The organism is uncultured Zhongshania sp., assembly GCF_963975605.1.
Classification (GTDB): domain Bacteria; phylum Pseudomonadota; class Gammaproteobacteria; order Pseudomonadales; family Spongiibacteraceae; genus Spongiibacter; species Spongiibacter aquimaris.
On record NZ_CAXBHN010000003.1, the window covers coordinates 185,083 to 211,650 of the forward strand.

26 protein-coding genes and 1 tRNA gene are annotated in these 26,568 nt (G+C 49.9%); 20 read left to right on the forward strand and 7 right to left on the reverse strand.

The window, feature by feature from the left end; genetic code table 11:
* The first annotated feature begins 11 nt into the window (after positions 1–11).
* The 3 genes from apaG to AAC007_RS05365 all read left to right on the forward strand — a co-directional run bounded on the left by apaG (position 12) and on the right by AAC007_RS05365 (position 2,531).
* On the forward strand, positions 12–389 hold the full coding sequence (gene apaG / locus AAC007_RS05355; RefSeq protein WP_219045048.1) for a Co2+/Mg2+ efflux protein ApaG: 378 nt from the start codon (positions 12–14) through the stop codon (positions 387–389).
* 9 nt (positions 390–398) lie between these two features.
* A complete protein-coding gene (locus AAC007_RS05360; protein ID WP_339675063.1) occupies positions 399–1,205 on the forward strand; it encodes a symmetrical bis(5'-nucleosyl)-tetraphosphatase in 807 nt (268 codons plus the stop codon).
* Between the two features lie 240 nt (positions 1,206–1,445).
* Positions 1,446–2,531, forward strand: a complete 1,086-nt coding sequence (locus tag AAC007_RS05365; protein ID WP_339675107.1) for a multifunctional CCA tRNA nucleotidyl transferase/2'3'-cyclic phosphodiesterase/2'nucleotidase/phosphatase — start codon at positions 1,446–1,448, stop codon at positions 2,529–2,531.
* Here the strand turns inward: AAC007_RS05365 and folK are convergent.
* The 3 genes from folK to tsaD are packed head-to-tail and all read right to left on the reverse strand — an operon-like array spanning position 2,528 to position 4,448.
* Positions 2,528–3,037: a 2-amino-4-hydroxy-6-hydroxymethyldihydropteridine diphosphokinase gene (gene folK / locus AAC007_RS05370; RefSeq protein WP_339675065.1), complete on the reverse strand. Its 510-nt coding sequence runs from the start codon at positions 3,035–3,037 to the stop codon at positions 2,528–2,530. The two genes, AAC007_RS05365 and folK, sit on opposite strands and share 4 nt — an antisense overlap.
* Before the next feature lie 2 nt (positions 3,038–3,039).
* Complete coding sequence (folB, locus tag AAC007_RS05375; protein ID WP_295877028.1) at positions 3,040–3,393, reverse strand: dihydroneopterin aldolase; 354 nt, start codon at positions 3,391–3,393, stop codon at positions 3,040–3,042.
* A gap of 29 nt (positions 3,394–3,422) precedes the next feature.
* Complete coding sequence (gene tsaD / locus AAC007_RS05380) at positions 3,423–4,448, reverse strand: tRNA (adenosine(37)-N6)-threonylcarbamoyltransferase complex transferase subunit TsaD (RefSeq protein ID WP_339675108.1); 1,026 nt, start codon at positions 4,446–4,448, stop codon at positions 3,423–3,425.
* A gap of 185 nt (positions 4,449–4,633) precedes the next feature.
* Between tsaD and rpsU the strand changes: the two genes are divergently transcribed.
* The 5 genes from rpsU (at position 4,634) to AAC007_RS05405 (ending at position 9,895) form a co-directional block, all read left to right on the forward strand.
* Complete coding sequence (rpsU, locus tag AAC007_RS05385) at positions 4,634–4,849, forward strand: 30S ribosomal protein S21 (protein ID WP_103682796.1); 216 nt, start codon at positions 4,634–4,636, stop codon at positions 4,847–4,849.
* An 80-nt stretch (positions 4,850–4,929) separates the two neighbouring features.
* On the forward strand, positions 4,930–5,382 hold the full coding sequence (locus AAC007_RS05390) for a GatB/YqeY domain-containing protein (protein WP_295877019.1): 453 nt from the start codon (positions 4,930–4,932) through the stop codon (positions 5,380–5,382).
* A gap of 69 nt (positions 5,383–5,451) precedes the next feature.
* On the forward strand, positions 5,452–7,311 hold the full coding sequence (gene dnaG / locus AAC007_RS05395) for a DNA primase (protein WP_339675078.1): 1,860 nt from the start codon (positions 5,452–5,454) through the stop codon (positions 7,309–7,311).
* Between the two features lie 172 nt (positions 7,312–7,483).
* Entirely contained in the window at positions 7,484–9,271 is a 1,788-nt protein-coding gene (gene rpoD / locus AAC007_RS05400) for an RNA polymerase sigma factor RpoD (protein ID WP_296435463.1), read from the forward strand.
* A 75-nt stretch (positions 9,272–9,346) separates the two neighbouring features.
* A complete protein-coding gene (locus AAC007_RS05405) occupies positions 9,347–9,895 on the forward strand; it encodes a hypothetical protein (RefSeq protein WP_296435464.1) in 549 nt (182 codons plus the stop codon).
* Between the two features lie 14 nt (positions 9,896–9,909).
* On the opposite strand, the gene AAC007_RS05410 is transcribed toward AAC007_RS05405, so the two are convergent.
* The 3 genes from AAC007_RS05410 to AAC007_RS05420 are packed head-to-tail and all read right to left on the reverse strand — an operon-like array spanning position 9,910 to position 14,366.
* Positions 9,910–12,108, reverse strand: coding sequence for an ATP-binding protein (locus tag AAC007_RS05410; RefSeq protein ID WP_339675082.1), 2,199 nt, complete (start codon positions 12,106–12,108; stop codon positions 9,910–9,912).
* Positions 12,105–12,476 (reverse strand): response regulator, encoded by a 372-nt coding sequence (locus tag AAC007_RS05415; RefSeq protein WP_339675084.1) that lies wholly within the window; start codon positions 12,474–12,476, stop codon positions 12,105–12,107. The genes AAC007_RS05410 and AAC007_RS05415 overlap by 4 nt, the downstream gene beginning before the upstream one ends.
* A gap of 15 nt (positions 12,477–12,491) precedes the next feature.
* A complete protein-coding gene (locus AAC007_RS05420) occupies positions 12,492–14,366 on the reverse strand; it encodes an adenylate/guanylate cyclase domain-containing protein (RefSeq protein ID WP_339675085.1) in 1,875 nt (624 codons plus the stop codon).
* 157 nt (positions 14,367–14,523) lie between these two features.
* Here AAC007_RS05420 and AAC007_RS05425 point away from each other — a divergent pair.
* Positions 14,524–14,600 (forward strand) — tRNA-Ile (locus AAC007_RS05425).
* 485 nt (positions 14,601–15,085) lie between these two features.
* Positions 15,086–15,346, forward strand: coding sequence for a hypothetical protein (locus tag AAC007_RS05430; protein ID WP_339675087.1), 261 nt, complete (start codon positions 15,086–15,088; stop codon positions 15,344–15,346).
* 93 nt (positions 15,347–15,439) lie between these two features.
* On the opposite strand, the gene AAC007_RS05435 is transcribed toward AAC007_RS05430, so the two are convergent.
* A complete protein-coding gene (locus tag AAC007_RS05435; RefSeq protein ID WP_339675090.1) occupies positions 15,440–16,768 on the reverse strand; it encodes an MFS transporter in 1,329 nt (442 codons plus the stop codon).
* 147 nt (positions 16,769–16,915) lie between these two features.
* On the opposite strand from AAC007_RS05435, the gene cyoA reads away from it, so the two are divergent.
* The 10 genes from cyoA (at position 16,916) to AAC007_RS05485 (ending at position 26,128) form a co-directional block, all read left to right on the forward strand.
* Positions 16,916–17,878, forward strand: a complete 963-nt coding sequence (gene cyoA / locus AAC007_RS05440; protein ID WP_296435470.1) for a ubiquinol oxidase subunit II — start codon at positions 16,916–16,918, stop codon at positions 17,876–17,878.
* A gap of 78 nt (positions 17,879–17,956) precedes the next feature.
* A complete protein-coding gene (gene cyoB, locus AAC007_RS05445; protein ID WP_296435471.1) occupies positions 17,957–19,963 on the forward strand; it encodes a cytochrome o ubiquinol oxidase subunit I in 2,007 nt (668 codons plus the stop codon).
* A 1-nt stretch (position 19,964) separates the two neighbouring features.
* Positions 19,965–20,591 (forward strand): cytochrome o ubiquinol oxidase subunit III, encoded by a 627-nt coding sequence (cyoC, locus tag AAC007_RS05450; protein ID WP_296435473.1) that lies wholly within the window; start codon positions 19,965–19,967, stop codon positions 20,589–20,591.
* Positions 20,588–20,953, forward strand: a complete 366-nt coding sequence (gene cyoD / locus AAC007_RS05455) for a cytochrome o ubiquinol oxidase subunit IV (protein WP_296435474.1) — start codon at positions 20,588–20,590, stop codon at positions 20,951–20,953. The genes cyoC and cyoD overlap by 4 nt, the downstream gene beginning before the upstream one ends.
* Positions 20,954–20,984: 31 nt before the next feature.
* The gene (locus tag AAC007_RS05460; protein WP_296435476.1) at positions 20,985–21,716 is read left to right on the forward strand and encodes an SURF1 family protein; all 732 of its coding nucleotides are present in this window, start codon (positions 20,985–20,987) and stop codon (positions 21,714–21,716) included.
* A gap of 78 nt (positions 21,717–21,794) precedes the next feature.
* Positions 21,795–23,099 (forward strand): ATP-binding protein, encoded by a 1,305-nt coding sequence (locus tag AAC007_RS05465; protein ID WP_296435477.1) that lies wholly within the window; start codon positions 21,795–21,797, stop codon positions 23,097–23,099.
* A gap of 4 nt (positions 23,100–23,103) precedes the next feature.
* The gene (locus AAC007_RS05470; RefSeq protein ID WP_296435478.1) at positions 23,104–23,655 is read left to right on the forward strand and encodes a response regulator transcription factor; all 552 of its coding nucleotides are present in this window, start codon (positions 23,104–23,106) and stop codon (positions 23,653–23,655) included.
* Between the two features lie 182 nt (positions 23,656–23,837).
* Positions 23,838–25,367 carry a PAS domain-containing sensor histidine kinase gene (locus AAC007_RS05475; protein ID WP_296435480.1) on the forward strand — a complete coding sequence of 510 codons (1,530 nt, stop codon included), beginning with the start codon at positions 23,838–23,840 and terminating at the stop codon, positions 25,365–25,367.
* Positions 25,360–25,764 carry a response regulator gene (locus AAC007_RS05480; RefSeq protein ID WP_296435481.1) on the forward strand — a complete coding sequence of 135 codons (405 nt, stop codon included), beginning with the start codon at positions 25,360–25,362 and terminating at the stop codon, positions 25,762–25,764. The genes AAC007_RS05475 and AAC007_RS05480 overlap by 8 nt, the downstream gene beginning before the upstream one ends.
* Positions 25,748–26,128: an Hpt domain-containing protein gene (locus tag AAC007_RS05485; RefSeq protein WP_339675097.1), complete on the forward strand. Its 381-nt coding sequence runs from the start codon at positions 25,748–25,750 to the stop codon at positions 26,126–26,128. Before AAC007_RS05480 ends, AAC007_RS05485 begins: the two co-directional genes overlap by 17 nt.
* The last annotated feature ends 440 nt before the right edge of the window (positions 26,129–26,568 follow it).

Consider the following 26,568-nt stretch of genomic DNA (forward strand, 5'->3'; position numbering starts at 1 on the left):
CGGAGCACATCATGACCGAATCAGAACCAGTAGAAATCCAGGTAGAGAGTCAATTTCTACCCGACCAATCAGAGCCCGCACAGCAACGCTTTGCCTTTGCCTACACCATTACAATTCGCAATACCGGCGAAGAGGCTGTTCGCCTATTAAATCGGCACTGGATTATTACTGACGGCGACAATCAGGTTCAGGAAGTACAAGGCGAAGGGGTCATTGGCAAACAACCCTTGATTGGCCCTGGCGAATCCTTTAGCTACACATCGGGAGCGGTCATCGACACCGCCGTTGGCACCATGGAAGGCAGCTACGAAATGATTAGTGCTTCTGGTCGTCCATTTATCGCGCCTATTGGCATTTTCTCACTCGCACGCCCATCGGCATTACACTAAGGCGCTCGCGTGGGCCGATACGCGGTAGGTGACTTGCAGGGCTGCCTAGCGCCCCTGCAATGCCTGTTAGATCAAGTTAGCTTTAATCCTCAGCGCGACCAGCTCTGGCTGGTTGGCGACCTCATTAATCGCGGCCCGGACTCCCTCGATACGCTGCGCTATCTTTATAACATCAAAGAATCACTGCACATTACCCTTGGCAATCACGACCTCCACTGCATTGCCTTAGCCCGCGGCACCACCGAGCGCGGACGCCACCCCACCCTCCAAGCGCTGCTAAACGCCCCAGACTGTGACGAGCTCATGCACTGGCTACTGCAGCAGGCCTTGGTGCGTAAATCAGACGATGGCCGCTACCTAATGAGCCACGCCGGCATTCCCAGCGCGTGGACTAGCGAACAAGCGCTCGCGCTTAGCCGCGAAGTCGAAACGGTATTACAAAGCCCCCATGTAGACGACTTCTTTCGCAATATGTACGGCGATGAGCCACTAACTTGGGACGACAGCCTTACCGGCTACGATCGCCTGCGCGCCATCACCAATCATTTAACCCGCATGCGTATTTGCGATGCCACGGGCAAACTGGAACTCAGTTTCAAAGGCATAGCCGCCGACATTCCAGCACCCTACCGGCCATGGTTTGAATGGCAAGCCGAAGGCAGCCGCAGCGAAACACTCATCTTCGGCCACTGGGCAGCACTGGAGTGCGAAACCAATCGCAGCGATATCATTGCGCTAGACAGCGGCTGCGTTTGGGGCCGCCACATGACGATGCTGGATATGGACAGCGGGGAGCTTCATCGGTGTTCTTGCTAAATGCTGGAAGCTTGAGGGGATACGGGAGATGCTTGCTTGAGCATGTCGGACATTGGGGGCCTGAAGTCGGACGCTAAGGGCATTCGCTTTGCTCATTCAGAAACTCGCTGTGACTGCTTTTGATTTTTCGTCAGACACCAGACTTCCGACGCCCGACTTTCGCATCCAGTATCCAGCGCCCCCATGCAACTCGCCCTTTTGCTATACTCCCTGCAAATACCCAACACCGAACTCTGCACCATGAAAACCTACCTCGTCGGCGGCGCCGTGCGCGACAAATTATTAGACTACCCCTTTCACGAACGGGATTGGGTGGTAGTGGGTGCACGCCCAGAAGATTTGCTCGACCAGGGCTTTCAACAAGTTGGCAAAGACTTTCCGGTTTTTTTGCACCCCAAGTCCAAGGAAGAATATGCCCTAGCTCGCACGGAGAGAAAATCTGGCGTCGGTTATCACGGCTTCACCTGCGATTTCAGCCCTGACATCACCCTTGAAGAGGATCTCAGTCGCCGCGACCTAACCATTAATGCGATAGCTGAAGATGACAGCGGCGAGATCATTGACCCCTACGGCGGCATGCAAGATCTACATAATCGCCTGCTTCGTCATGTATCGCCGGCTTTTAGTGAAGACCCACTGCGTATTTTACGGGTTGCACGCTTCGCCGCACGCTACGCTCACCTCGGCTTTACAGTCGCAGACGAAACCCAAGTCTTAATGCGAGAAATGAGCGATAACGGCGAGCTTGCGACCATCGCCGCCGAGCGTATTTGGGTAGAGTTATACAAGGCACTAAACGAGAAATCACCCGAGGTATTTTTTAAGGTTTTACTCACGTGCCGCGCCCTACATGCGCTATTTCCGATGTGGCCTCCGGCGTTAAGCACGGCAACATTAAACAGTTTGGCAAAAGCCGCTGAAGCAGGTGCCGATGCGGATACTCGCTTCGCTATAAGCTGTAGCGACTTAGATGCAGAGCAATGTCGAACCCTATGTCGCGAATTGCGCGCTAGTAATAGTGCCGCGTGGCTGGCCGAACGCTGCGCCGCCAATATCCCACTGCCAAAACTGAATACGGCTGAAGATTGGCTAGCATTGCTGGAAAATTTTGATTACACGCGACGCCCGCAGCTATTAGATTCATTTGTCGCCGCAGCAACATTGCGTTTGCCTGACGAACAGCGCCTAAGACCATTGCTAGACGCCGCTAGCGCATTGCGGGAAATTCAAGCAGCGGACTTAATCGCCAAGGGCTTTACAGGCCCCGCATTAGGGCAGGAACTGCGAGCAGCGCGCCTAAAGCGTCTGACAGAACTGAATGCCTAGTCCGCAGAAATATTGCGACCCCGCCACTGAAATGGTACTGCCCACAATTTTTGATCGGAGGAATAAGCAGCCCATAAATCACGGTAGCTGCGCCCATCAATAGGATGGCAATGATCTGGCGCTATCTCGGTGAGCGGCAATAGTACAAAGGCATTGTAGAGAACCTCATCGCGGGGCAGCTCGATGCCGCTGTGACAGCCAGTGAGCTCACCATAACTTAAAATATCAATATCTAAGGTGCGCGGACTAAACTTAGGCGCGTTCGGCAAGCGGCCATTGCTTAACTCAATGTCGCGCAGCTGCGCAGCCAAGTCAGCCAAGGGTATGTCAGTAGAAAACCCCACCGCCATATTTAAAAAAAGCGTGCCTTGAAAACCCACCGACTCGCTTTCATAAACACGGGACAACATCAATGGGCCGAAATGCTGACTGAGGGTATCGAGCGCAATGGTCATATGCCGGTAACGGCTGGTATTACTACCCAAGCTTAAAAAAACCTCGGACATAATTAGCGCTGACCACGCTCAATAATAATCCCAACATCCTGCGCTTGGCGCATCGCACCGGGCTTACTCAAGCTCAGGCGCAACCAGGGCACCTTGAATTCATTCATAATCATTTCTGCACAGCGCTGAGCCAAGGTCTCGACTAAGGCAAAATCGCTCTCTTTTACAAAACGCTCAACGGTTTCAGTGACGGCTTTATAATTTAAGGTGAGACTAATATCGTCGCCCGCCGCTGCGGGACGAATGTCGGTGCCCAGCTCAAGATCCAACACCAAGCTCTGGCGGTGGGCGCGCTCAAAATCGTAAATACCGATAACCGCATCGGCTTGCAAACCACGTATATACACAATATCCATAAACTGCCCTTTGCCCGACACGGAATAAATCAGACTGGAGTTAATTCGGTCATCGGCCAGCGGGGCCGTATTGAAACGCCTAAATCTTCGTGTTGGCCGGCCCGCAATCGACAATGCCCCGCATACGCGATCATCGCACCGTTATCGGTACAAAATTCTGGGCGTGGATAAAATACACGGCCACCTGATTTAGCCAACTTCTGCGCCAAACGTTCACGCAGCACTTTATTGGCACTCACACCACCGGCCATCACTAAGGTGCTTAAATTCTCTTGAACCAGTGCTCGGGTGCATTTAATCACCAAGGTATCGACTACCGCCTCTTGAAACGCGACTGCGATGTCTGCCTGATCCTGCTCATTATACGTCCCTGCCTCTTTGCTGGCAGCGACGGTATTTAAGGTAAATGTTTTCAAACCGCTAAAACTAAAATCTAAGCCCGGGCGATTTACCATTGGCCGCGGAAATGTGTAGCGGCCGACGATTCCGCGCTCTGCCGCCTTCGCTACCTGCGGCCCGCCGGGATACCCCAAACCGAGCATTTTTGCGGCCTTGTCAAAAGCCTCGCCCGCGGCGTCATCGAGTGATTCACCCAGAATACGGTATCGACCTATGCCGTCAACGCGCACCAGCTGGGTATGGCCACCGGAAACAAGTAATGCAATAAATGGAAAGCTCGGCGCATTCTCCTCAAGCATCGGAGCCAATAAATGCCCTTCCATATGATGCACCGCAACAGCGGGAATCCCCCAGCCGTATGCCATAGCGCGACCGGCACAAGCCCCCACCATTAACGCTCCCGCTAACCCTGGGCCATTGGTAAATGCGACGCCATCTAAATCGCTGCCACGCATACCGGCCTTTTCCAAGACCTCACGCACCAGCGGCAGCAGTTTGCGCACGTGATCGCGCGATGCTAGTTCCGGCACCACACCGCCAAATTCAGCGTGCAGCGCTATCTGGCTATAAAGAGCCTCAGCAAGCAAACCCCGCTCAGAATCGTATATCGCCACACCTGTTTCATCACAGGAGGTTTCCAGTCCCAAAACACGCACTTTCAGACATCCCACACTAATTGAGGGCGCATGATACTGGCTCAGTTGGATTCGCACCAGTAATCGCCTTAATGGCTTTGCTTTTTGCCACAACAGAGTATAGAATTCAGCGCCCTTGGAGTGCCGCTTTCAATTTAGCGGTGCAAACAGCAAATTTTGCACATTGATTAGGACAGGTTTAACGAATGCCTTCAGTCAAACTCAAAGAAAACGAACCATTTGATATCGCCCTACGCCGTTTTAAGCGTTCTTGCGAGAAAGCAGGCGTATTAGCAGAAGTTCGTCGTCGTGAATTCTACGAGAAGCCAACTTCTGTTCGTAAGCGCCAAGCAGCAGCCGCTGTTAAGCGTCACGCTAAAAAAGTATCACGCGACAACAAAAAGCAACAACGCCTCTACTAAGACACTCCTTTAAAGAGTCTTAGTAGCGCCTTTGCGCTTTAGCTACACCCCTCCTTCTATAAAGGAAACTCTGCGAGCCCATGGCAGATCAAACGCTTAAACAAACACTCACAGACGCGATGAAAACCGCGATGCGAGCCAAAGACAAAGCGACATTGAATGCCGTGCGACTCATACTCGCAGAAATAAAACGCATTGAAGTCGACGAGCGCATTGATATTGATGATGCGCGCGTTCTGGCTGTGCTCGACAAAATGTGTAAGCAACGCCGTGACTCGATCAGCCAGTATGAAAATGCTGGCCGTGAAGACCTAGCAGAGCAAGAACGCTTTGAAATGGGCGTCATCCAATCTTATATGCCCACCCCCTTGAGCGACGAAGAGCTAGAAGGCCTCATTAAAGAAGCCATCATCAGCAGCGGCGCCGAAGCGGTTAAAGACATGGGCAAGGTTGTTGCTGTACTCAAACCCCAGGTTCAGGGCCGCGCCGACATGGGTGCCGTTAGCCAGAAGATTAAAGCGCTACTGGCCTAAGCTCCAGGCAATTGCCAACACCAACACCGACTGATACGCTCACTCAACTTCTGCTCCGGAAACACTAACGTGGCCGCAAAAGGACGTATCCCCCAATATTTTATCGACGATCTGCTCTCCCGAGTCGATATCGTTGACGTCATAAATCGCCGCGTATCGCTCAAGAAAACCGGCAAGAATTACAGTGCCCGCTGCCCTTTCCACGAAGAAAAAACGCCCTCATTTAGCGTTAATCCAGACAAACAATTTTACTACTGCTTTGGCTGTGGCGCGGGCGGCAATGCCGTCGGCTTTATTATGGATTACGAGCGCCAGGATTTTCCCAGCGCCGTCGACAATCTCGCCCACATTGCCGGACTGGAGGTTCCCCGCGAGGAACTCAGTCCGCAGCAACAGGTAAAACAAGAACGCCGCAAAACCATTTACGATCTGATGGAGCAGGTGTCGGCTTATTATCAAAAGCAGCTTCGCTCAGACCCGCAATCACAGCGCGCGATTGACTACCTAAAGCGTCGCGGCCTAAGCGGCCGCATCGCCCGCGACTTCAATATTGGCTTTGCCCCGCCAGGCTGGGACAACTTACTAAAAACCTTTGGCGACACCGAGGAGCACAAACAGCAGCTGATCGATGCCGGCATGCTAATTGAAAAAGAAGACGGCAAACTCTATGACCGGTTCCGCGACCGCATCATGTTCCCCATCAGCGACAATCGCGGCCGCGTCATCGCCTTCGGCGGCCGGGTATTAGGTGACGACAAACCCAAGTACCTGAACTCCCCTGAAACCGACATTTTCCATAAAGGCAAAGAACTTTACGGCCTGTATCAGGCGCGCCAAAATAATCGCCACCTCGAACAACTGCTGGTGGTAGAGGGTTATATGGATGTGGTCGCACTTGCCCAGCACGGCATCATGACCGGCATCGCCACCCTTGGCACAGCTAGCAACACCGAGCACCTACGCACAGCGTTCCGCTACGCGAGCGAACTCATATTCTGTTTTGACGGTGACGCCGCTGGACGCAAGGCCGCAGAGCGAGCACTTGAAAACGCACTTCCCGTCATGGAAGACGGCCGCCGGATTCGATTTTTATTTTTACCGGAGGGCGACGATCCAGACAGCGTCGTAAACCGAGATGGCGCCGCCGGATTTCAAAAACTGCTCGCCAATGCCGCGCCACTGGAACGCTATTTTTTTGAATCACTCCATGAACAAACCGACCCAGATACACTGGAAGGCAAAGCGCGCCTAAGCAAATTAGCGCTACCGGGGCTGCAGCTCTTACCAGACGGCGTATTCCGCCAGCTCATGCTTGACTCACTGGCAAATCGCACCGGCCTTAGCCGTCAGTCAATAGACCAACTACTCGACGATGTGCCGGCGCCGACTCCGCCTGAAGTCACCACACCTGCCGCACCCGAACAACGTCGCAGTACACAAAAGCTCACAGCCAAACTACCAGGCTCACATCGCGATCCGCTGCTGTTCGCACTGGCTATGCTGCTGTTCAACCCCCGCGGCGCAGCAACGGGGCCAGCAAACATAAATAACAGTGAAGATTCCGCTGCGGCAACGCTACTCAATAACACAATTGCACTGCTGCGCAAGCGGCCAGACTCCAGCACAGCAATGCTGTTAGGTCACTGGTATGGCCAACCCGAATACGAGGTTATGACCGAGGCACTCAAAACAATTGAGCTACTCGGCACAGAATTAAACGACGAAAAGGCCGAAGCTGCATTTTTCGACACTTTGGCACACCTCGAAACTCAAAAATCGACTCAAGTACTGCGCAACCATGTCGATAAATTACGTAGCGGTAATGAAGTCGACAAACCAGCTAGCCCGAACTACCCTGAACTTAGCGAAACAGATAAACAGCAGTTGCTTGCGATTCAACAGCTTTTAAAGCAAAAGCACCGTTTATAGAACCGCAATCTGACAGTGCCCACACACTAGTAACTGATTTTTACAGCGCCAAACAACAGCGACGAAACGTCATTTACCAGAACAAGTCCGGAATTTACTGGTCGTACCAAGGGTAAATAGAGTATAATTCGCGGCTATTTTTTAACCTGCACCTAACGAGTAATTTGAAAGAATGAGTGACTCAAAGCATCAATCGCGCCTCAAACAACTCATTGCCAAAGGCAAGGAGCAGGGTTATCTAACGTACTCTGAGGTTAACGACCACTTACCGGAAGACATCTCTGATCCGGATCAGGTCGAAGAAATCATCCAAATGATCAACGACATGGGTATTCAGGTGTTTGAACACGCGCCTGATGAAGACACCCTGATCATGGCCGGTAGTGACTCGCCAGATGATATCGCCGCCGCAGAGGCCGCCGCAGCCCTGGCCGCCGTTGAGACCGAAACCGGCCGCACCACTGACCCAGTGCGCATGTATATGCGTGAAATGGGTACGGTTGAACTTCTAACCCGCGAAGGCGAGATCGTCATCGCAAAACGGATCGAAGAAGGCATCCGTGAAGTCATGGCCGCACTTGCATTCTACCCAGGCGTTGTCACAGGCGTATTGGGCGAATACAACAAGGTTGTTGCTGAAGAGCGCCGCCTAGGCGACATTATGAGCGGCTATTTAGACCCCGCAGACAATGTGCCCTCGCCACAGGCTCAAGCTGCTGCCGCGGCAGAAGCCAGCGATGATGACGAAGACGCCGTCTCTGGCCCAGATCCAGAAGAAGCAAAAATCCGCTTTGCCGCCCTGCAGAAACAATCCGACAAAGTCGAAAAATCGATTGCCGAGCACGGTCGTTACAGCAAGCAAACTGCCAAAGAATTAAACGCCCTAGGCGAGCTATTTAAGTTCTTCAAGCTCACACCTAGCATGTTCGATCCTTTGATTGAAGAAGTTCGCACCACATTGAGCTCTATTCGCTCAATGGAACGCGAGATCATGACCATTTGCGTAAAAAACGTCGGCATTGATCGCAAAGAGTTTATTCGCAGCTTCCAAGGCAATGAAGCCAATCTAAAGTGGGCTGACGAGCTTCTGAAGAAGCACGCTAAGCTCGCCGACTACAGCGACGTTATCCGCCGCATTCAAAACAAAATAGCCTACATTGAAGAGCGCCAGGACCTGACGATTTCTGATATTAAAGAAATCAACCGTCGCGTATCTATCGGTGAAGCGCGCGCCCGTCGCGCCAAGAAAGAAATGGTTGAGGCCAACCTGCGTTTGGTTATCTCAATCGCGAAAAAATACACCAACCGCGGCTTGCAGTTCCTCGACTTAATTCAGGAAGGCAATATTGGCCTGATGAAAGCGGTAGATAAATTTGAATACCGTCGCGGCTACAAATTCTCTACCTATGCAACGTGGTGGATACGTCAGGCCATTACTCGCTCTATAGCGGATCAGGCGCGCACTATCCGTATCCCAGTGCATATGATTGAAACGATCAACAAGCTGAATCGCATCTCGCGCCAAATGCTTCAGGAAATGGGTCGCGAACCCACACCAGAAGAACTTGGCGAGCGCATGGAAATGCCGGAAGACAAAGTACGTAAAGTACTTAAAATCGCCAAAGAACCTATCTCAATGGAAACCCCCATCGGTGACGATGAAGATTCACATCTGGGCGATTTCATCGAAGACAGCACCATCTCTTCACCCATTGAATCTGCCACTGGCGAAGGTTTGCGTGAAGCGACTAAAGATGTCTTATCGGGACTTACCGCCCGCGAAGCAAAAGTCTTGCGCATGCGTTTTGGTATCGATATGAACACCGACCATACCCTAGAAGAGGTGGGCAAGCAGTTCGACGTAACGCGCGAGCGTATTCGTCAGATCGAAGCGAAGGCCTTACGTAAATTGCGTCACCCAACTCGCTCAGATCACCTGCGCAGCTTCCTAGACGAATAAGTCCGGTGATAAGAGCCGAGCTTGCCAAGCACCAAAGGCAAACTCGGCTCTCAACATTTAAATGGAAACCCTACGATGCTAGCTAACGCAACTCGCCTGCTAAGCACCGCAAGCTTTTATCTTGTTTTTGTCAGCCTAATCACTGGCTGCCAAACAGCCCCGCCTCAGAATGACTCATTTCAATTTACACCACCCGCTATAGACACCAGCCGGCAAACGAGCAGTGTTGCACAGGCACTGCAGCAGCTTAATTTGCAGCAATTTGCGGCGGCGGAAACTGATTTTCAAGCGCTGCTCAAAGAAAGCACTGACCAAAATACTATCCAAGAGTCACTCGCCGGCCTAACACTGGTTTATTTACACCCAAACAGCCCGATGTTTAATTTGGCCTTAGCGACCGCAACTATGGATCGCTTATACCAACAAATGATGCGCTGGCCACAAAACAAGCCGAGCTTAGATATGTTTCTTCTCAGCGCTAAGCTTTGTCTAGAACAGAGATTAGATTTAAATCGAGAAATAGCCCTGCGCGAAAAGGCAGAGGCCAAGCAACAACAGTTGCTGAACGAGACATTTAACCTGCAGCGCGCTATCGAAAAATTGCGCCAGCTTACCCTGCAATAAAGTCGAAGAGGTCTTTACTCGTCGCGATCCAAGTACGCGCCTAATTGACCACGTAAACTAAGCATTTCCGCCTCGGTTTGTGCCATCAACATCGGTACAGTGCGCCAATGCTCAGTGCGCAGATGCGCGACCAATCGAGTGACTTGACCGCTATCGCTATGCGGGCCCATCACAATCAACTGCCACGGCAACTCGGTTAGCAATTCAGCCACCCGCGTTAAATCACCACTGTGATAAATTTTCCAATGCTCGGCCCCGGGAAGCTGTTCAATGACCTGAGCCAGCGTATCGCCCTCCTCTATAAGCAGCATATTGCCCACCGCCGTTGCCGGTAGCAGGTCGCGCACCACCGCCGCTAGCTCAGCACTTTCTACTGGTTTCACCAAATAACCACTGGCACCAAGCAGTAAACCGAGATCATGCTCATTCAACATCGACAACATTAATACCGGCACGCTACCAAGCACCGCATCGCCACGTATGCTGTGCAGCACTTGCCAGCCGTCCAAGCCCGGCATCATTACATCGAGTACAATCAAATCTGGTCGGTGTTGCCTCGCCATTTCCAGCCCCTCAGCACCAGACGAGGCGGTCCGCACGTGATACCCCTCTCGACTCAGTGCCCTGTGACTTAAATCCAAAGCCGCAAAGTCGTCATCTATAACTAAGATATCGCCGCTGGCATTTTTCTCTAAAGCTACCTTAGCCCCATCGCCATCACCCACAGGTAGTTTTAGTTTGAAGGTAGAACCCTTCCCCAGCTCACTGCTTGCCGTGATAGTGCCACCTAGCAGCTCGGCGAATTTACGCGAAATTGTTAGACCTAAACCCGAGCCGCCATATTGTTTTGTGGTGGACAAATCGGCCTGCACAAACGCATCAAAAACTCGGCCCAACTGCTCTTCACTCATACCAATGCCGGTATCTCTAACCTCTGCCATTAAATAATCTTGGCCATCTTCCCTCTGCTCAGCCACGCTAAGATACACATCGCCGGCGCGGGTAAACTTTGCCGCGTTACTCAGCAAATTCAATAGTATTTGTCGCAGGCGCGTCACGTCGGTGCGAATCCGTTCATCGTGCAAATCGAAATCACAATGTAGGGTATTGCCATTCTTCTCCATCAATGGCGCAACCGTGATTTCAACATCACGCAATACAGCATCTAAAGCGACATCTTCCCAGAAGACCGCCATCCGACCAGATTCAATTTTAGAAATATCTAACACATCATTAATCAGAGTCAGCAGGTGCTTACCCGCTAATTGAATTTTCTCCAGATCAGGCTGTAAATCATTTACTGAAAGCTGCTCTTCTTCTGCAATTTCCTCTAAGAGCATTTCAGAATAGCCAATAATGGCATTCATCGGCGTACGCAGCTCATGGCTCATATTGGCCAGAAACCCACTCTTTGCTTGGTTGGCCGCATCCGCGCGCCGGCTCGCCTCTCGCACTCGCCCCATCGCTTGCCGAAGACTTGAGGCCATATCATTAAATGAATTTGCCAGCTGACCAAATTCGTCATGCCCCATATCAGCGATGCTGTAATCAAAATTACCCTGCCCCCACTCGGACGTGCCCTTTTGCAGCTGCCGAATCGCGCGCCGGGTATAGCGCGTCATGTAATAGCCGAGAACAAATGTGGTAATTAGCGCCAGTAAAAACACCGCCAAGGCCACCTTATTGGTCATACTAACGACTTCACGCAAGCCCGCATTGATTTCATCGGAACGTGTTAAGAGATACCATTCATTCGCGCTGATACGTGAACTTAACGCCTCGTATTCTCGCTGCAAGTCTTCGCCATGCGGCCCAGCATTCGCCTGTAGAAACTCCCGCCAATGTTCAAGCAATTCAGCGGCACCTAAAGGCTCGTAACGCCCCGCTTCCAAGTATTCTTGTAAATCCCTGTTTAACTCCTTCTCAAGGGCGGCCAGTACATCAATACCAGCAAGCAACTCGCCGCGCTCCACCTCAGTCACCGCATTTTGGGCACCGGATTCTGCTAAGGCATCGACCACCAAAATTTTGCGATGGGCGCTATACATGCGCTGACTAAAGTCGTTTAGCTCCGACTGGGTACGAATCACGTGTTGCAACAACCACACATTCCTGCGCCGCGTATCGTTACCCCATACTTGAATTAATACACTGCCAAGCGACAGCACCAAAATAGCGACAAAAGAAAATGTTAAACGGCGGGTAAAACTCATTCGCTAACACCGAGTAGATGCTCAATCTTGCCAAGCAATCGAGGCAGGTCAACCGGCTTGGTATCATAATCATCGCAGCCCGCCAACAAGGCACGCTGACGATCATCGGCCATCGCATGTGCGGTTAGTGCGATGATAGGAATCGTTTGCAGCGACTCACTTGCCTTCATTTCTCGCGCGACTTGCCAGCCATCTTTTACCGGTAAACTCATGTCTAAAAGCATTAAATCTGGTCTGACCGAAAGGCACATATCAATCCCTTGTTGGCCATCAATCGCCAACAGCACCTCGTAGCCTTTGCGTTTTAAACGACGACTCAACATATCGCGGTTCATTTCATTATCTTCGACAAGTAATATCGTCGGCATTACAGCACCCATACCTTATTCATCAAATGCGCCTTTTAGCGCGCTTTGTAAATCTGAACTTGTCGACGTCAGTGTTAAAACATATTCAAATTCGGAGTCTGCACTCTGGGCCGTTACCTTTGCGTAACACGCAACGTCAAAGTCGTCGATACTCACATCGACCAACATCGGTAAAGGCTCGGTACTGGTAACCCGCAATCGGTCACCCGAGCGCGCATCAACATGAACTACATATTGCTTCGACGCAGTTTGTTTACCCGCCATCAAGGTGAGCTGCAGCTGAATTTGATTCTTTGATACCTGCCACTTATCCACTGGCTGCGGCAGTACTAAATCATAGGGCATTCCAACGCCCAAAATTTCCGTCAATGCAACCGCGTCACCCATACCCTTGAGCGATACGGTTACCTTATCGCCGGACAATACCTGAGTCGAGGCGGCAGCTATCGTCGCCGGCGAGGCCAATATTTGCCCACCCACCGTGCATGATTCAATACGCCCAGTCAGATTAACGTTATGACCCACCACCCCGTATTTAGATCGGATTTCAGAACCGACATTTCCCGCCACCACATCGCCGGTATTCAAACCAATCCCCATGGTGATTTCAGGCAAATTGTCAGCGCGATTGCGCGTATTCACGTCTTTAATCGCAAGCTGCATCGCCACCGCACACGCTATCGCTCGATCACAATCATCTTTATCGCTGAGCGGTGCGCCAAAAATCACCAAGATGCCATCACCCACAAACTCGTCGACTGTACCTCTGAAACGCTGAACTACTTCAGTCATCGCAGCAAAGTAGTTATTCAGCAATTTTACGCACTGCTCAGGCCCGAGCTGTTGGCTCAAAGCAGAGAAACCGCGAATATCTGCCATTAAAATCGTCACTTGGCGCAGCTCGCCACCTAATTGCAAACCATCATTGTCATCAAGCAAACGTTGAACAATTTCGTCAGAGAGGTATCGACCAAATATCTTGCGAATAAATCGCTGACTTTTTTCAAGCTCAGCAAGGTATTCCCGTTCGCGGTCCCGCCAGCCCTTGGCCTCTAGCAATGCTCGAATTCTCGCCTTTAATAAGGTCGCGTTCACCGGCTTGAGGAGATAATCGCTAGCACCCGCGTCAATACAGCGCACCGCCCCCTCTTCATCTTGCATGCCGCTTACCACAACGACCGGTATTCGACGCAGGGCCTCATCATTGCGAATGACCTGAAGCACCTCATAGCCGTTCATGTCCGGCATCACTAGGTCGAGCAACACCAAATCTGGTTGGGCGCTGCGCATAATCTCCAAGCAACGCTCACCGCTGGCGGCCTCTATCACCATGTAATTTTGACGCTGTAATTGGTGGGCAAGTAGATCGCGACTACTGTCGTTGTCATCCACCACCAAAATACTGGCGGCCATATGCTCTTGATCATCACGGATAATGCCGCGCTTAAAACTTTTAAAAATAGCCGCTATCGGGTCTGAAGCCGCCTTGTCGTCATCACCCAACTTAAACTGCTCTAAACGCCCCTGAAACAGGCGGGACTGGTGACGAATTTGGCGAATATACTCTGCAGCCTCCTCATCTTCACAATCTTCGAGCAACATATCGCCATAGCCATCGACAAGGCCAATCGCATTGCGTAAATCGTGCCGCAGACGGGAAAGCTCGGTTTGGGAATCTGCTGAAAAAGCGGAAATCGACTCCAGCATTTTGATCATGGTCACCGCGGCCTTAGCAATCTTCTTCACATCAGCTTTCATCTCAGAAGAAGCCGAAATAACGGGCAACTCCAACAGTGACTCAGTGAATGCCTGCACGGACGCCAAGGGCGCTTGTAACGACTGGCGCTGGTCGTCCAAATACGCTTTAAAAATACGATCGCGATTACTCAAGTATCGCCTCCCTAAAATCTGTACGAGATTATCGAATTTAATCCCAAAAAAACCATAAACCCTAGTCATTTCTATTCAGTGAATATCGTCAAACACTGGCCAACCTAGCCACCGCGCTCTATAATGCGCGCACGTTTTTTGACGACACTAGAAATTAGGGCCCATAGCTCAGTTGGTTAGAGCATCCGACTCATAATCGGCAGGTCCCAGGTTCAAGTCCTGGTGGGCCCACCATTTCTAGCTACAACTCTAGCTACAACGGACACTCGTCCTTATCTGCGCTTAGTCTAGCTGATTTAAACAAATTATAGTAAACGCGCTTCGCGGGCCTTGCCCTAGGCGACAATAAATAGACTCCCGAATAACCCATTTCAACTCCTTACGTCTGGCTAGTAACTACCCTCATTGACCACGCTCTAGAACCCTGCCCCCTTAAATTACCTTCGTCGATTCCGCAAGAAATCACACTACCGCCGCATTTATTTATCTTTAACCTAATTTACTAGTACACAAGGACAATTTTGTCTTGAACCAATATTCATTAAAAATTAACACGTTGACGGTAGCATCCCTTTTTGAAGTAGTTTTAATTGCAGAGTTCGCAATCAAGAAGCCATTGATGACAAGAAGATCACACACAACGAGGACAACAGCTAGATAAGCGCCGCACTCTATTGAGAGAGCGAAAGATAGAAATACTGATTAGGGAGAGTTAAGCAATGCGTAATGAAAAAGACAGCTTTGTCGGCAACTTTAACCCGCCAATGTCACTGATTGCGAAGAGTGACTGCGGCGCCCCTGCAAGGTTTGGGCGTGTTAGTAGCAATTGCCCGGAGCCGGCGCTAAGCGCTCAGGACTTTCTAAATCTGAAACACCAATCCGCTCTCGAACCGGCCCGCAAGCCCAGCATTGACGAAAAAATTGAATACCTGAAGAAAGAGTTAGACTTTCTGAGAAGAAGCTCGCGAAAAATATCGTAGACCGACGTTTAATAGCCACTCACGCCAAGATTTTGCTGGCTTTTACGTGGCTATCTCATAGATATCGCGGCTTTTCCAACTAGCTATGTATGACTAATCAGTGGCTTCCAAGTGCTTATTGATACGCAGAGCCAATAGCGTACAAAGGGCACCGGAGATCAAATATAGGCTTACCGCCATAAGACCGAAATGCACCGACAATCCAAGTGCAATCAATGGTGCAAAAGCGGCGCCAAACAACCATGCTAAATCTGAAGTTAATGCAGCACCTGCATAGCGGAAACGGCGTTCAAAATTCGCGGTTACCGTGCCAGACGCCTGTCCATAAGAAATACCCAGCAGTGCAAAGCCAATTAATATAAAGGCATCTTGCATGACCGGCGTACCACCCATCAGCATCGGTGCAAACAGTGCAAAAATCCCAATCAAGACGGCCATTAAGGACACGGTTGTCCGTTTACCAATACGGTCAGCAATCACGCCAGAAAGAATAGTGGCGACAATACCAATGCAGGCGCCAAACACCTGAACAACAAGAACCTTGCCAATTAGCTGAGACTCACCGAGTAAAATCCACGATAAGGGGAATATGGTTACGATATGAAAAAGTGCATAACTTGCCAGCGCGGCAAAGGCCCCCAGAAAAATATTTGGCCCTTGCTTATCTAGCATTTCACGGGTGCTAATTGGCTCTAGCTCGCTCTCCTCTAGTGCCTGCGTATACTCTTCGGTTAGCACTAAGCGCAAACGAGCAAACAGCGCGACGACATTTATTGCGAACGCCACAAAGAAAGGATAACGCCAAGCCCAGGCTTGAAAGTCTTCGCTGCTGACGCTGTTAATTAAGTATAAGAATAATAAATTAGCGATTAAAAAACCGATTGGCGCACCGAGCTGGCCAATCATGGCATACCAGCTGCGCTTAGCTTTTGGGGCATTTAAAACCAGTAGCGATGGCAAACCATCCCACGACCCGCCCAAAGCAAAGCCCTGCAAGATCCGAAACATAGCAAGTAAGAATATCGACGCGCCGCCCAAGGTATTGTAGCCAGGCAAAAAGGCGATACCTGCAGTAGCCGTGCCTAATAGAAATAGTGATGTTGTGAGTTTTACACTGCGGCCCCAGCGACGCTGGATATTCATAAACAGGGCAGTGCCAAATGGCCTAGCCACAAACGCCATGGAGAAGATAGCGAAACCGTAAAGCATGCCCTCTAAGCTACTTACAAAGGGGAAAAACACGCCGGGAAATACCAGCACGCAGGCGATACCGAACACAAAAAAGTCGAAATGCTCTGATGCGCGGCCTATGACCACACCGATGGCAATTTCACCGGGAGCAACGGAAGAATGCCTCTCGGGGTTTTGCATTTCGGCGGTGCTAGCGTTGTTATTCGTCATGGGTTTAGCGGTACTGGACATGGCGCAAATTTCATCCAAATTTAGTAATGGCGGAAAGCCTACTCTTATTGCGACGAGCCAGCCATAGGACAAATTGTCCAATTCTATCGCCCACGCAATTAGCTTAGAGTTCGCAACCTCACCTAATCTCTGGACTTGCGAGTGGCGATGTCGATTCACAGAACTCTGCGCAATATTTTTTTCACAGCCATTATTGTGTTGCTATCAGGCTGCGATACGGTAGTGATGTCGCCCTCTGGCGATATCGCCGCTCAACAGGCAAACCTGATTGTATGGGCAACTATACTCATGCTAATTGTGGTCGTGCCCGTCATCGCACTCACGCTGATATTCGCTTGGCGCTATCGTTCAAGTAATAAAGACGCCACCTACTCCCCAGACTGGGATCACTCCACCAGTCTGGAGTTAGTTATTTGGGCGGCACCGCTGGCCATCATTATCGCCTTGGGCGCACTCACATGGGTGAGCACTCACCAACTTGACCCCTATCGCCCACTGGATCGCATAAGCGAGGGCAAGCCCGTTCCTGAAGGTGTTGAACCCTTGATCGTAGAGGTAGTGGCCATGGACTGGAAATGGCTTTTCTTCTACCCGGAACAAGGTATCGCTGTCGTCAATCAGCTGGCGGCACCGGTTGACCGCCCGATCAAGTTTAAAATCACATCGACCACCATGATGAACTCGTTTTACATTCCCGCTCTGGCAGGACAAATCTATGCTATGGGCGGCATGGAAACCCAACTACACGCGGTAATCAATGAAGTCGGCAGTTATGACGGCTTCTCTGCCAATTACTCAGGCGAAGGCTTTAGCCATATGCGTTTTAAGTTTCTTGGCATGAGCGAAGAAAACTTTGATGAATGGGTTACCAAGGTTAAAACCGAAGGCAATGAACTTAGCCGCCCTGTTTACAAGGTGCTTGAAAAACCTAGCGAAAAGAATCCTGTTCACTATTACAGAAGCGTTGCGCCCGAGCTGTACGACGCCATTCTCAACCGCTGTGTAGATGCCGGCTCCGCTTGTATGAAGGATTGGATGTCACCTCATCACAAAGACCACGATTCTTCGGCTAGCTCTAAGGCGCAGCACGAGGGTCATCATGCTCAATAGATTATTTGCCACAACCAATTTAATCGCCACGCGTTTGTTCCATTCACTGACAATGCCCCGTGGGCATCGGTAATTTTCATGTCTGAACAGTTCGAACTAAGCAAGCTGATATTCGGTCGACTCAGCTGGGAGTCAATCCCTCTTCATGACCCCATTCTATTGGCGACGTTTATCGTTGTCGCGATAGGCGGCGGCGCGCTTGTCGGCGCACTCACTTATTACAAAGTATGGGGCTATTTGTGGCGCGAATGGATCACAAGCATCGATCACAAACGCATCGGCGTGATGTATATGATTTTAGGTATCGTGATGTTGCTGCGCGGCTTTGCCGACGCCATCATGATGCGTATCCATCAAGCTATGGCATTTGGCGACGCGACTGGCTATTTACCGCCCCACCACTACGATCAAATCTTTACCGCCCACGGCGTGATCATGATCTTCTTCGTGGCCATGCCCTTCGTTGTTGGCCTAATGAACTATATTGTGCCGCTGCAGATTGGCGCGCGGGATGTTGCGTTTCCCTTCTTGAACAATTTAAGTTTTTGGATGACGGCAGCGGGCGCTGGCTTAGTAATGGTATCGCTATTTATCGGCGAATTCGCCAAATCCGGGTGGCTCGCTTATCCCCCCTTAACCGGCATATTGCAAAGCCCCGGCGTGGGGGTCGACTATTATATTTGGTCCTTGCAGATAGCCGGGGTCGGCACGCTGTTGTCTGGCATCAACTTTGTAGTAACCATTGTGAAAATGCGCGCACCCGGCATGAATATGATGAAAATGCCGGTGTTCGTGTGGACGGCCCTGTGTACTAACATTTTAATTGTGGCGGCCTTCCCGGTACTTACCGCGGTCATGACCTTGCTGTCACTAGATCGCTACTTGGGCATGAACTTCTTCACCAACGATCTTGGCGGCAACGCCATGATGTACGTGAATCTAATTTGGATTTGGGGTCACCCAGAAGTTTACATTCTAATTTTGCCAATCTTTGGTGTGTTCTCAGAAATCGTTTCGACCTACAGCGGTAAACGTCTGTTCGGATACTCGTCGATGGTTTACGCCACGCTCGTCATCACTATTCTGTCGTATCTAGTCTGGCTACATCACTTCTTTACGATGGGCTCTGGGGCGACGGTGAATAGCTTCTTCGGCATCACCACGATGATTATCTCAATACCCACCGGTGCCAAGATATTTAACTGGTTATTCACTATGTACCGTGGCCGCATCGTATTTGATGTACCCATGTTGTGGACCGTCGGCTTTATGGTGACCTTTGTTGTCGGCGGCATGACTGGGGTGTTATTAGCCGTTCCACCGGCGGACTTTGTCCTGCACAACAGCCTGTTTCTGATTGCGCATTTCCACAATGTCATCATCGGTGGCGTCGTGTTCGGCACCTTTGCTGCAATCACTTACTGGTATCCCAAAGTAACGGGCTACAAACTAGATCCGTTCTGGGGCAAGGCGTCCTTCTGGTGCTGGTTCATCGGCTTCTACCTCGCTTTTATGCCGCTGTATCTGCTGGGCTTCATGGGCGTAACACGACGCATGAGCCACTTCGACGATCCGTCAATACAAATCTGGTTCCAAATAGCCCTGGGTGGCGCAGTATTAATTGGTATCGGTATCGCCTGCTTCTTGATCCAGCTCTACGTCAGCTACAAAAAGCGTGATTCACTGCGCGACGAAAGTGGTGACCCTTGGAATGGCCGTACCTTAGAGTGGTCAACTTCGTCACCGCCACCTCAGTACAACTTTGCATTTACTCCACGAGTATATGACAACGACGCATGGTGGCAGATGAAAGCGAACGGTTTTGTACGACCCAACACCGGCTTTATGCCTATCCACATGCCCAAAAATACCGCAGCCGGTATAGTTATCGCCGGCATCAGTGCGGTGTTTGGTTTTGCGATGATCTGGCATATGTGGCTACTTGGCGGACTGTCATTTGCCGCTCTGATAATTACAATTATTGTTCATACCTTCAATTACAAGCGTGACTACTACATCCCGGTTGAGGAAGTAGAAAAAATTGAGGCTGAATTTGAAGCAAAACGAAGCGAGGTGCTTGCCTAAGATGTCTCATTCAAGCGCAGTACCGGCGGCGCCGGACCATTTTGATTTTCTAGTGCGCGACGAGCATCACGTTGCCAACGGCACTTTATTGGGATTTTGGCTGTACTTAATGAGCGATTGCCTGATCTTCGCAGCGCTCTTTGCAACATATAGCGTACTTAGCCAAAGTTACGCTGGTGGTCCGACTGGCGCTGAGCTGTTTGACCTGCCACTCGTTGCGCTGAATACCAGCTTCCTACTGTTTTCCTCGATCACCTATGGTTTCGCCATGTTGCAAATGCAGCAGGGAAAACTAAAAGGGACGATGATTTGGTTAGCGACTACTGGGGTATTCGGTGCCGCGTTTCTGGGATTAGAACTCTTTGAGTTTTATCATTTAATTCATGAAGGGGCCACGCCACAGCGCAGCGCATATTGGTCAGCTTTTTTTACATTGGTCGGCACCCACGGCCTACATGTGACCTTCGGCATTATTTGGTTAATTACTCTGCTGCTTCAACTTCGTAAACACGGACTTACTGTACCGAACCGCCGCCGCCTATTTTGCCTATCCATGTTTTGGCATTTCCTCGACGTCGTCTGGATTGGCGTATTTACCATTGTCTATTTAATCGGGTCAATGTCATGAGCGAACACAATCAACACAGCCTAGACCACCATGACGAAGAAGGGCCGCACAGCACGTTCAGCGGCTATATGATCGGCTTTATCGCCTCGGTCATTCTCACCGCAATTCCCTTCTGGCTAGTCATGGCGGATGTACTCAGCTCTCGCAATGCAACCGTCGTGGTTATATTGGGATTTGCCTTAGTGCAAATTCTTGTGCACATGATTTACTTTCTGCACATGAATTTTCACTCAGAAGGCGGTTGGAATATGCTCTCGCTGATTTTCACCATCGTCTTACTGTTTATCACGCTCGCAGGTTCCCTGTGGGTGATGTACCACATGAACGCGAACATGATGCCGGGCATGATGGGCAGCACATAGTTCACGCGACACAGCTGCGAGTAAATCAACCATGGCGATGCCCTCATTGCTTAAAAAAGTGACTACTATCGCCATAGGGCTCCTGATCTTCGCTGGCTTTATTTTTCTCGGCAATTGGCAGCTGGAGCGGAGAGCGTGGAAGTTAGATCTTATTCAAAGGGTTGATGCACGAGCTCACGCATCGCCAGAATCCGCACCCACGGCGGAATACTGGCAAGACATTAGTAGCGAATCAGACGAGTATCGCCGCGTATCGGTGACAGGCAATTTTATCAGTGATAAAGACACCCTTGTTGTCGCCGCAACAGAGCTGGGCAGTGGCTACTGGGTGATCACGCCTTTTCGGCGAAGCGATGGCAGTATCGTATTAATAAATCGCGGATTCATCAATCAAGGGGTTCAAGCCAAACCGCCACCGACTGAACAGCAAGATCTCATCGGCCTTTTACGAATAAGCGAACCCAAGGGCAGCGCCCTACGAGATAACGATTCAAACGCTAATCGCTGGTACTCACGTGACGTGGCAGCGATTGCAAACATGCAAAACTTGTACGCGGCCCCGTACTTTATTGATGCCGAAAAAAGCCATGAGACCAGCCAAGCACATCAACAAGGCAGCCAACATCCCGTTGGCGGACTCACTGTTATTAGCTTTCACAACAGCCACCTGGTGTACGCCATAACCTGGTTTAGCCTAGCACTTCTGATCATTGTCGCCGCCATAATTGTTGTACGGGAAGAACGCAAAGCACCTTCACGTTGATGCATACTGCGACTTATACGCAGGCAACGTTATACTGTGTAATCACCCAAATTTACCTATCAAAATGCGTGTACAGCTATGAGCGACGAAACCCTTTTAAGCAGCTATTCGCCGAGCACAGATACTGACACCCTCGGTAAGCATATGCGCCAGCTAGTGCAGCTTAGATGGCTGGCAGTACTGGGGCAATTGCTCACCATTCTCGTTACCCACTATGGCTTTGGCGTAGAACTGCCAATACAAATCATGCTTGGAGTGCTAGCTGGGCTCGTCCTGTTTAACGCTCTGAATGAGGTAGCACTTCGGTTTAGACACCGCGTCAAAACCGCGGAGTTATTCATCGGCCTTTTGGTAGACATGGGCACACTGACGGTCCAGCTTTATCTTAGCGGCGGCGCAACCAACCCGTTCGTCTTTCTCTATCTCTTGCAGGTTGGTTTAGCCGCCGTGCTATTAGCCCCCTCTTACGCATGGGCACTGCTGGGCATATCCACGCTGTGCTTCCTGTGGCTCGCTGAAGCGGGTCGGCCACTTGATTTGCCCCAAGATTACCACCTAGGGATACACAGCTATTACGTTGAAGGGATGTTAATTTGCCTCGTTTTAAACGCTGCGCTTTTAGTGGTGTTTATTAATCGCATCAACCGCACTCACCGCGAACACGACGCACGTCTTGCCGAGCTGCGCCAGCGCGCCGCAGAGGAAGAACATATCTTACGCATGGGTTTACTCGCCTCCGGCGCCGCCCACGAGCTGGGTACGCCGCTGGCCACCATAGCGGTTATTCTTGGCGATTGGCGTCATATGCCAGCGCTACAAGCCGACAAAGGTCTCGAAGAAGAAATTACCGAAATGCAAACCCAAGTGCAGCGTTGCAAAACCATTGTCAGCGGTATACTAATGTCCGCGGGCGAAACCCGCGGCGAATCCTCGGGCGAAACCAGCGTCTGGGAATTTTTTGACGATTTAAGCAGCGAATGGGCGTCGACTCGAAAAATCGGTGAATTTAGCTTTGGGAACCATTTTGGAGAGGATGTCGACATCGCTTCCGATACGGTATTAAAACAAACCATTTACAACCTCCTCGACAACGCCTTAGAAGCATCCCCAGACTGGGTCGGACTGGAGGTGTATCGTGAAGACAACATGCTTCTTATTCGTGTTATAGATCGTGGCCCCGGTTTTGCCAAGGACATTTTCAACCGCCTAGGCCAGCCGTATCAATCGACAAAAGGCAGACCAGGAAGTGGTCTGGGCTTATTCCTGGTCTTTAATGTGGCGCGCATATTAGGTGGCCAAGTTAAGGCTCGAAACAGAAGTGAAGGTGGCGCAGAAATAAACCTTCGTCTACCAATAGAAGCACTCCATTTAAAGGAGGCCTAACAATATGACTGATGAGATAAAAAACCCCAGCAAAAAACTACTACTTATTGAAGATGATGAAGCCTTCGCACGTACACTTGGACGCTCATTCGAGCGACGTGGCTATACGGTAATCAGTACTAATAGCCTAGAGGGTGCTCAGACGCTTTTAGAAAAATATTCACCTCGCTACGCCGTTGTTGATCTTAAACTAGATGGCGAGGCATCTGGACTAGCCTGCGTACAGGCATTGCATAAACACGACGTAGACATGCTCATTGTCGTACTCACTGGCTACGCCAGTATTGCAACTGCAGTAGAAGCCGTAAAACTCGGTGCCTGTCACTATCTCGCCAAACCCTCAAACACCGACGACATTGAGGCCGCTTTTAACAGCGCAGAAGGTAACGTGGAAGTCGAAATTCGTGGCCGGGCGACCTCCATTAAAACCCTCGAATGGGAGCGGATACACGAGACCTTAGCGGAAACTGGGTTCAATATTTCCGAGACTGCTAGACGATTAGGTATGCACCGACGGACACTTGCACGTAAGCTCGCAAAACAGCAGGTAAAATGATTAAGGCTTCAAAACAACCTAAACGCGCCTCTAAATATCTCTTTTATCCCTATCTATCAAATAGTTAAGGCGAATCTAAGTATATTTCCCAGTTCCTCAGTACTCGCTAAAAATCTAGACTCAAGAGTCCGTTACTTTAACGCTTATATAATTACGAAAAGCTCACACGGCAGTGACCTAACATGAACGATAAAGATGCAGTTAATGATCTCCTAGCTCGTACGAAAGCGATCGTAGACACGATCGTCGACGGTGTCATCACGATCAGTGATCGAGGCTTAATCGAAACAGTTAACCCTGCGGCAGAAAATATATTCGGCTACAATAAAGCACAGCTTATCGGGAAGAATGTGTCTATGCTCATGCCCTCCAACTATAGTCAAGGGCATGATGGCTACCTTCAAAACTATCTCAGCACCGGCGATAAAAAAATAATCGGCATTGGCCGAGAAGTCACCGGAATGCGACTCGATGGAACAACCTTCCCACTAGAACTCGCAATAAGCGAAATGGAAGTAAATGGCCAGCGCATGTTCACCGGGATCGTCCGAGACATTTCTGAACGTAAGAATACCGAGGAAAAACTAAGAGAACTATTAGCTCGCACCAAAGCCATTCTCGATACCATCGTAGACGGTGTGATTACAATTAGTGATCGGGGCCTGATTGAAACCGTTAACCCTGCGGCAGAAAAAATATTCGGTTACAAATTACAAGAATTAGCGGGTAAAAATGTCTCCATGCTAATGCCCAACCCCTATCGCGCTGAGCACGATCAATATTTAGATAATTATTTAAGTACCGGTGAGAAAAAGATAATCGGCATCGGCAGGGAAGTTACTGGGTTGCGGAAGAATGGCAGCACCTTCCCCTTGGAACTTGCAATAAGTGAAATGGAAGTGAGTGGTCAGCGCATGTTCACCGGGATTGTCCGCGACATCTCCGAACGCAAAGAAACCGAAGAAAAACTGCGCAGCGCAATGCATCGCGTACACGAACAGCAAATTAAAGACGAATTTATCGCAACCGTGAGCCATGAACTTCGCACCCCACTCACATCAATTAAAGCATCACTGGATTTAATTATAGGCGGGGCAATCGAAGCTAATTCAGACCAAGCAGATACGCTAATTCAGATTGCACAGAAAAACAGTGACCGATTACTACTACTCATCAATGACATTTTAGATATATCAAAAATTGAATCAGAAAAAATGCAGTTTAATCGTATAAAACTACGAGTTAAGCCGTTTTTAGATACCGCAATATTTGACAATCAAGCCTACGCAAAAAAACATCATGTTAAATTTATACTAACTGAGTGCCCAGATCCGATCTACATCGATGCAGACCCCGATCGCATGATGCAGGTAATGAGCAACTTAATGTCTAATGCTGCAAAATTTTCTAATGAAAATTCCGTAGTTGAAATTAGCGCTACCGTCATCAAAGACAAAATTCGTATTGCGGTAACTGATAAGGGCCTCGGCATCCCATTGGAATTTAAAAGCCGCGTATTTGAAAAATTTACTCAAGCCGACACGTCGGACAAACGCGCCATCAGTGGCACCGGCCTCGGCTTACACATTTCAAAAGCTATTGTAGAACAGCACCAAGGTGAGCTGTCCTTCATTTCTGAACTTGATGAAGGAAGTACCTTTTATATTGATCTACAGAAAGCCAATCCAGAAACGGAGAAGCCCAGTGAGTAATCCACCAGAACTTTCTCGTCTAATGTATGTTGAGGACGAACCGGATATACGTGTAGTTGCTAATATTGCTCTAACGCAAGTCGCGGGCTTCTCGGTGGAAATTTCCCCAAATGGAACTGAAGCCTTAAAAGTAATCACTAGCTTTATGCCACAACTGATTTTGTTGGATGTGATGATGCCAGGAATGGACGGCCCCCAACTGCTAAAGAAAGTGCGCGAACTCCCAGAATTCATTGAAACCCCGATTGTATTTATAACAGCGAAAGCGCAAATTGAAGAAATTCAAAAGTTAAAATCTATGGGAGCCGCAGCCGTAATCACTAAACCATTTAACCCTATGACACTGGGCGAAGAAATAAGAACTATATGGCGGAATTATTATGAGTCAAAACGATAGTAGCAATTCGGGCTCTGTAGATGCGCAGTTAGCAGAACTACAACGTAATTATATTCTCAAACTTGACCAAAAAATCAAGGATATACTTGGCGTCTGGCAAACACTTCAAAACAGCCCCCAGCCCACAGATGATATCTACAATCTGCACCGGACAGTTCACTCAGTAGCTGGCACATCAGCTATTCTAAATTTCATGGAAGTCAGTCGTATTTGCTCAAGCATCGAGTTACTTTTATTACCGATACTGAAAGCTACGACGTATGAAGAAAGCACCCTCTCTCAAATTGACACTCACATGAAAGACTTGAACACCCTGCGCCAAAACCAAGACTATAGCGCTAAGCCTATTAATTTAGAGGGTTGAGGAGCGCTGTAGCGCAGCGTAAGCGGGACAACGCCCCGCGAGCCAAAGCTGGCCCCGCGAGCATAGCGAGTGCTGTGGGTCTTGCCATAGGGCATCGCCTAGTGGATTCCACGTCCAGCAACCCATAAAAAAACCCGAGACTCTAATGAATCTCGGGTCAGTGTGGCCCGCGAGTAAAGCGAGTGTTTTGGCCATTTAAATTACAATAAAAAGCCCCAACAGCGTTAGCTATTGGGGCTAGTATTTAAAGCCTGGCGATGACTTACGCAGCGAGTTCTGTGGGGCTGACCTACATTTGATCAGAAGCGATGCTTCTGTCCCTTCGGGCTTCGTCGCTACCGCTCCTCGTCCAAACCTCGTTCTTTCAGAACAGAGGTTTGTCGCATGTGTAGTGGCTTAATGAATCCGGACACCCAATAAGGCGTTAGAATAGCGCCAGC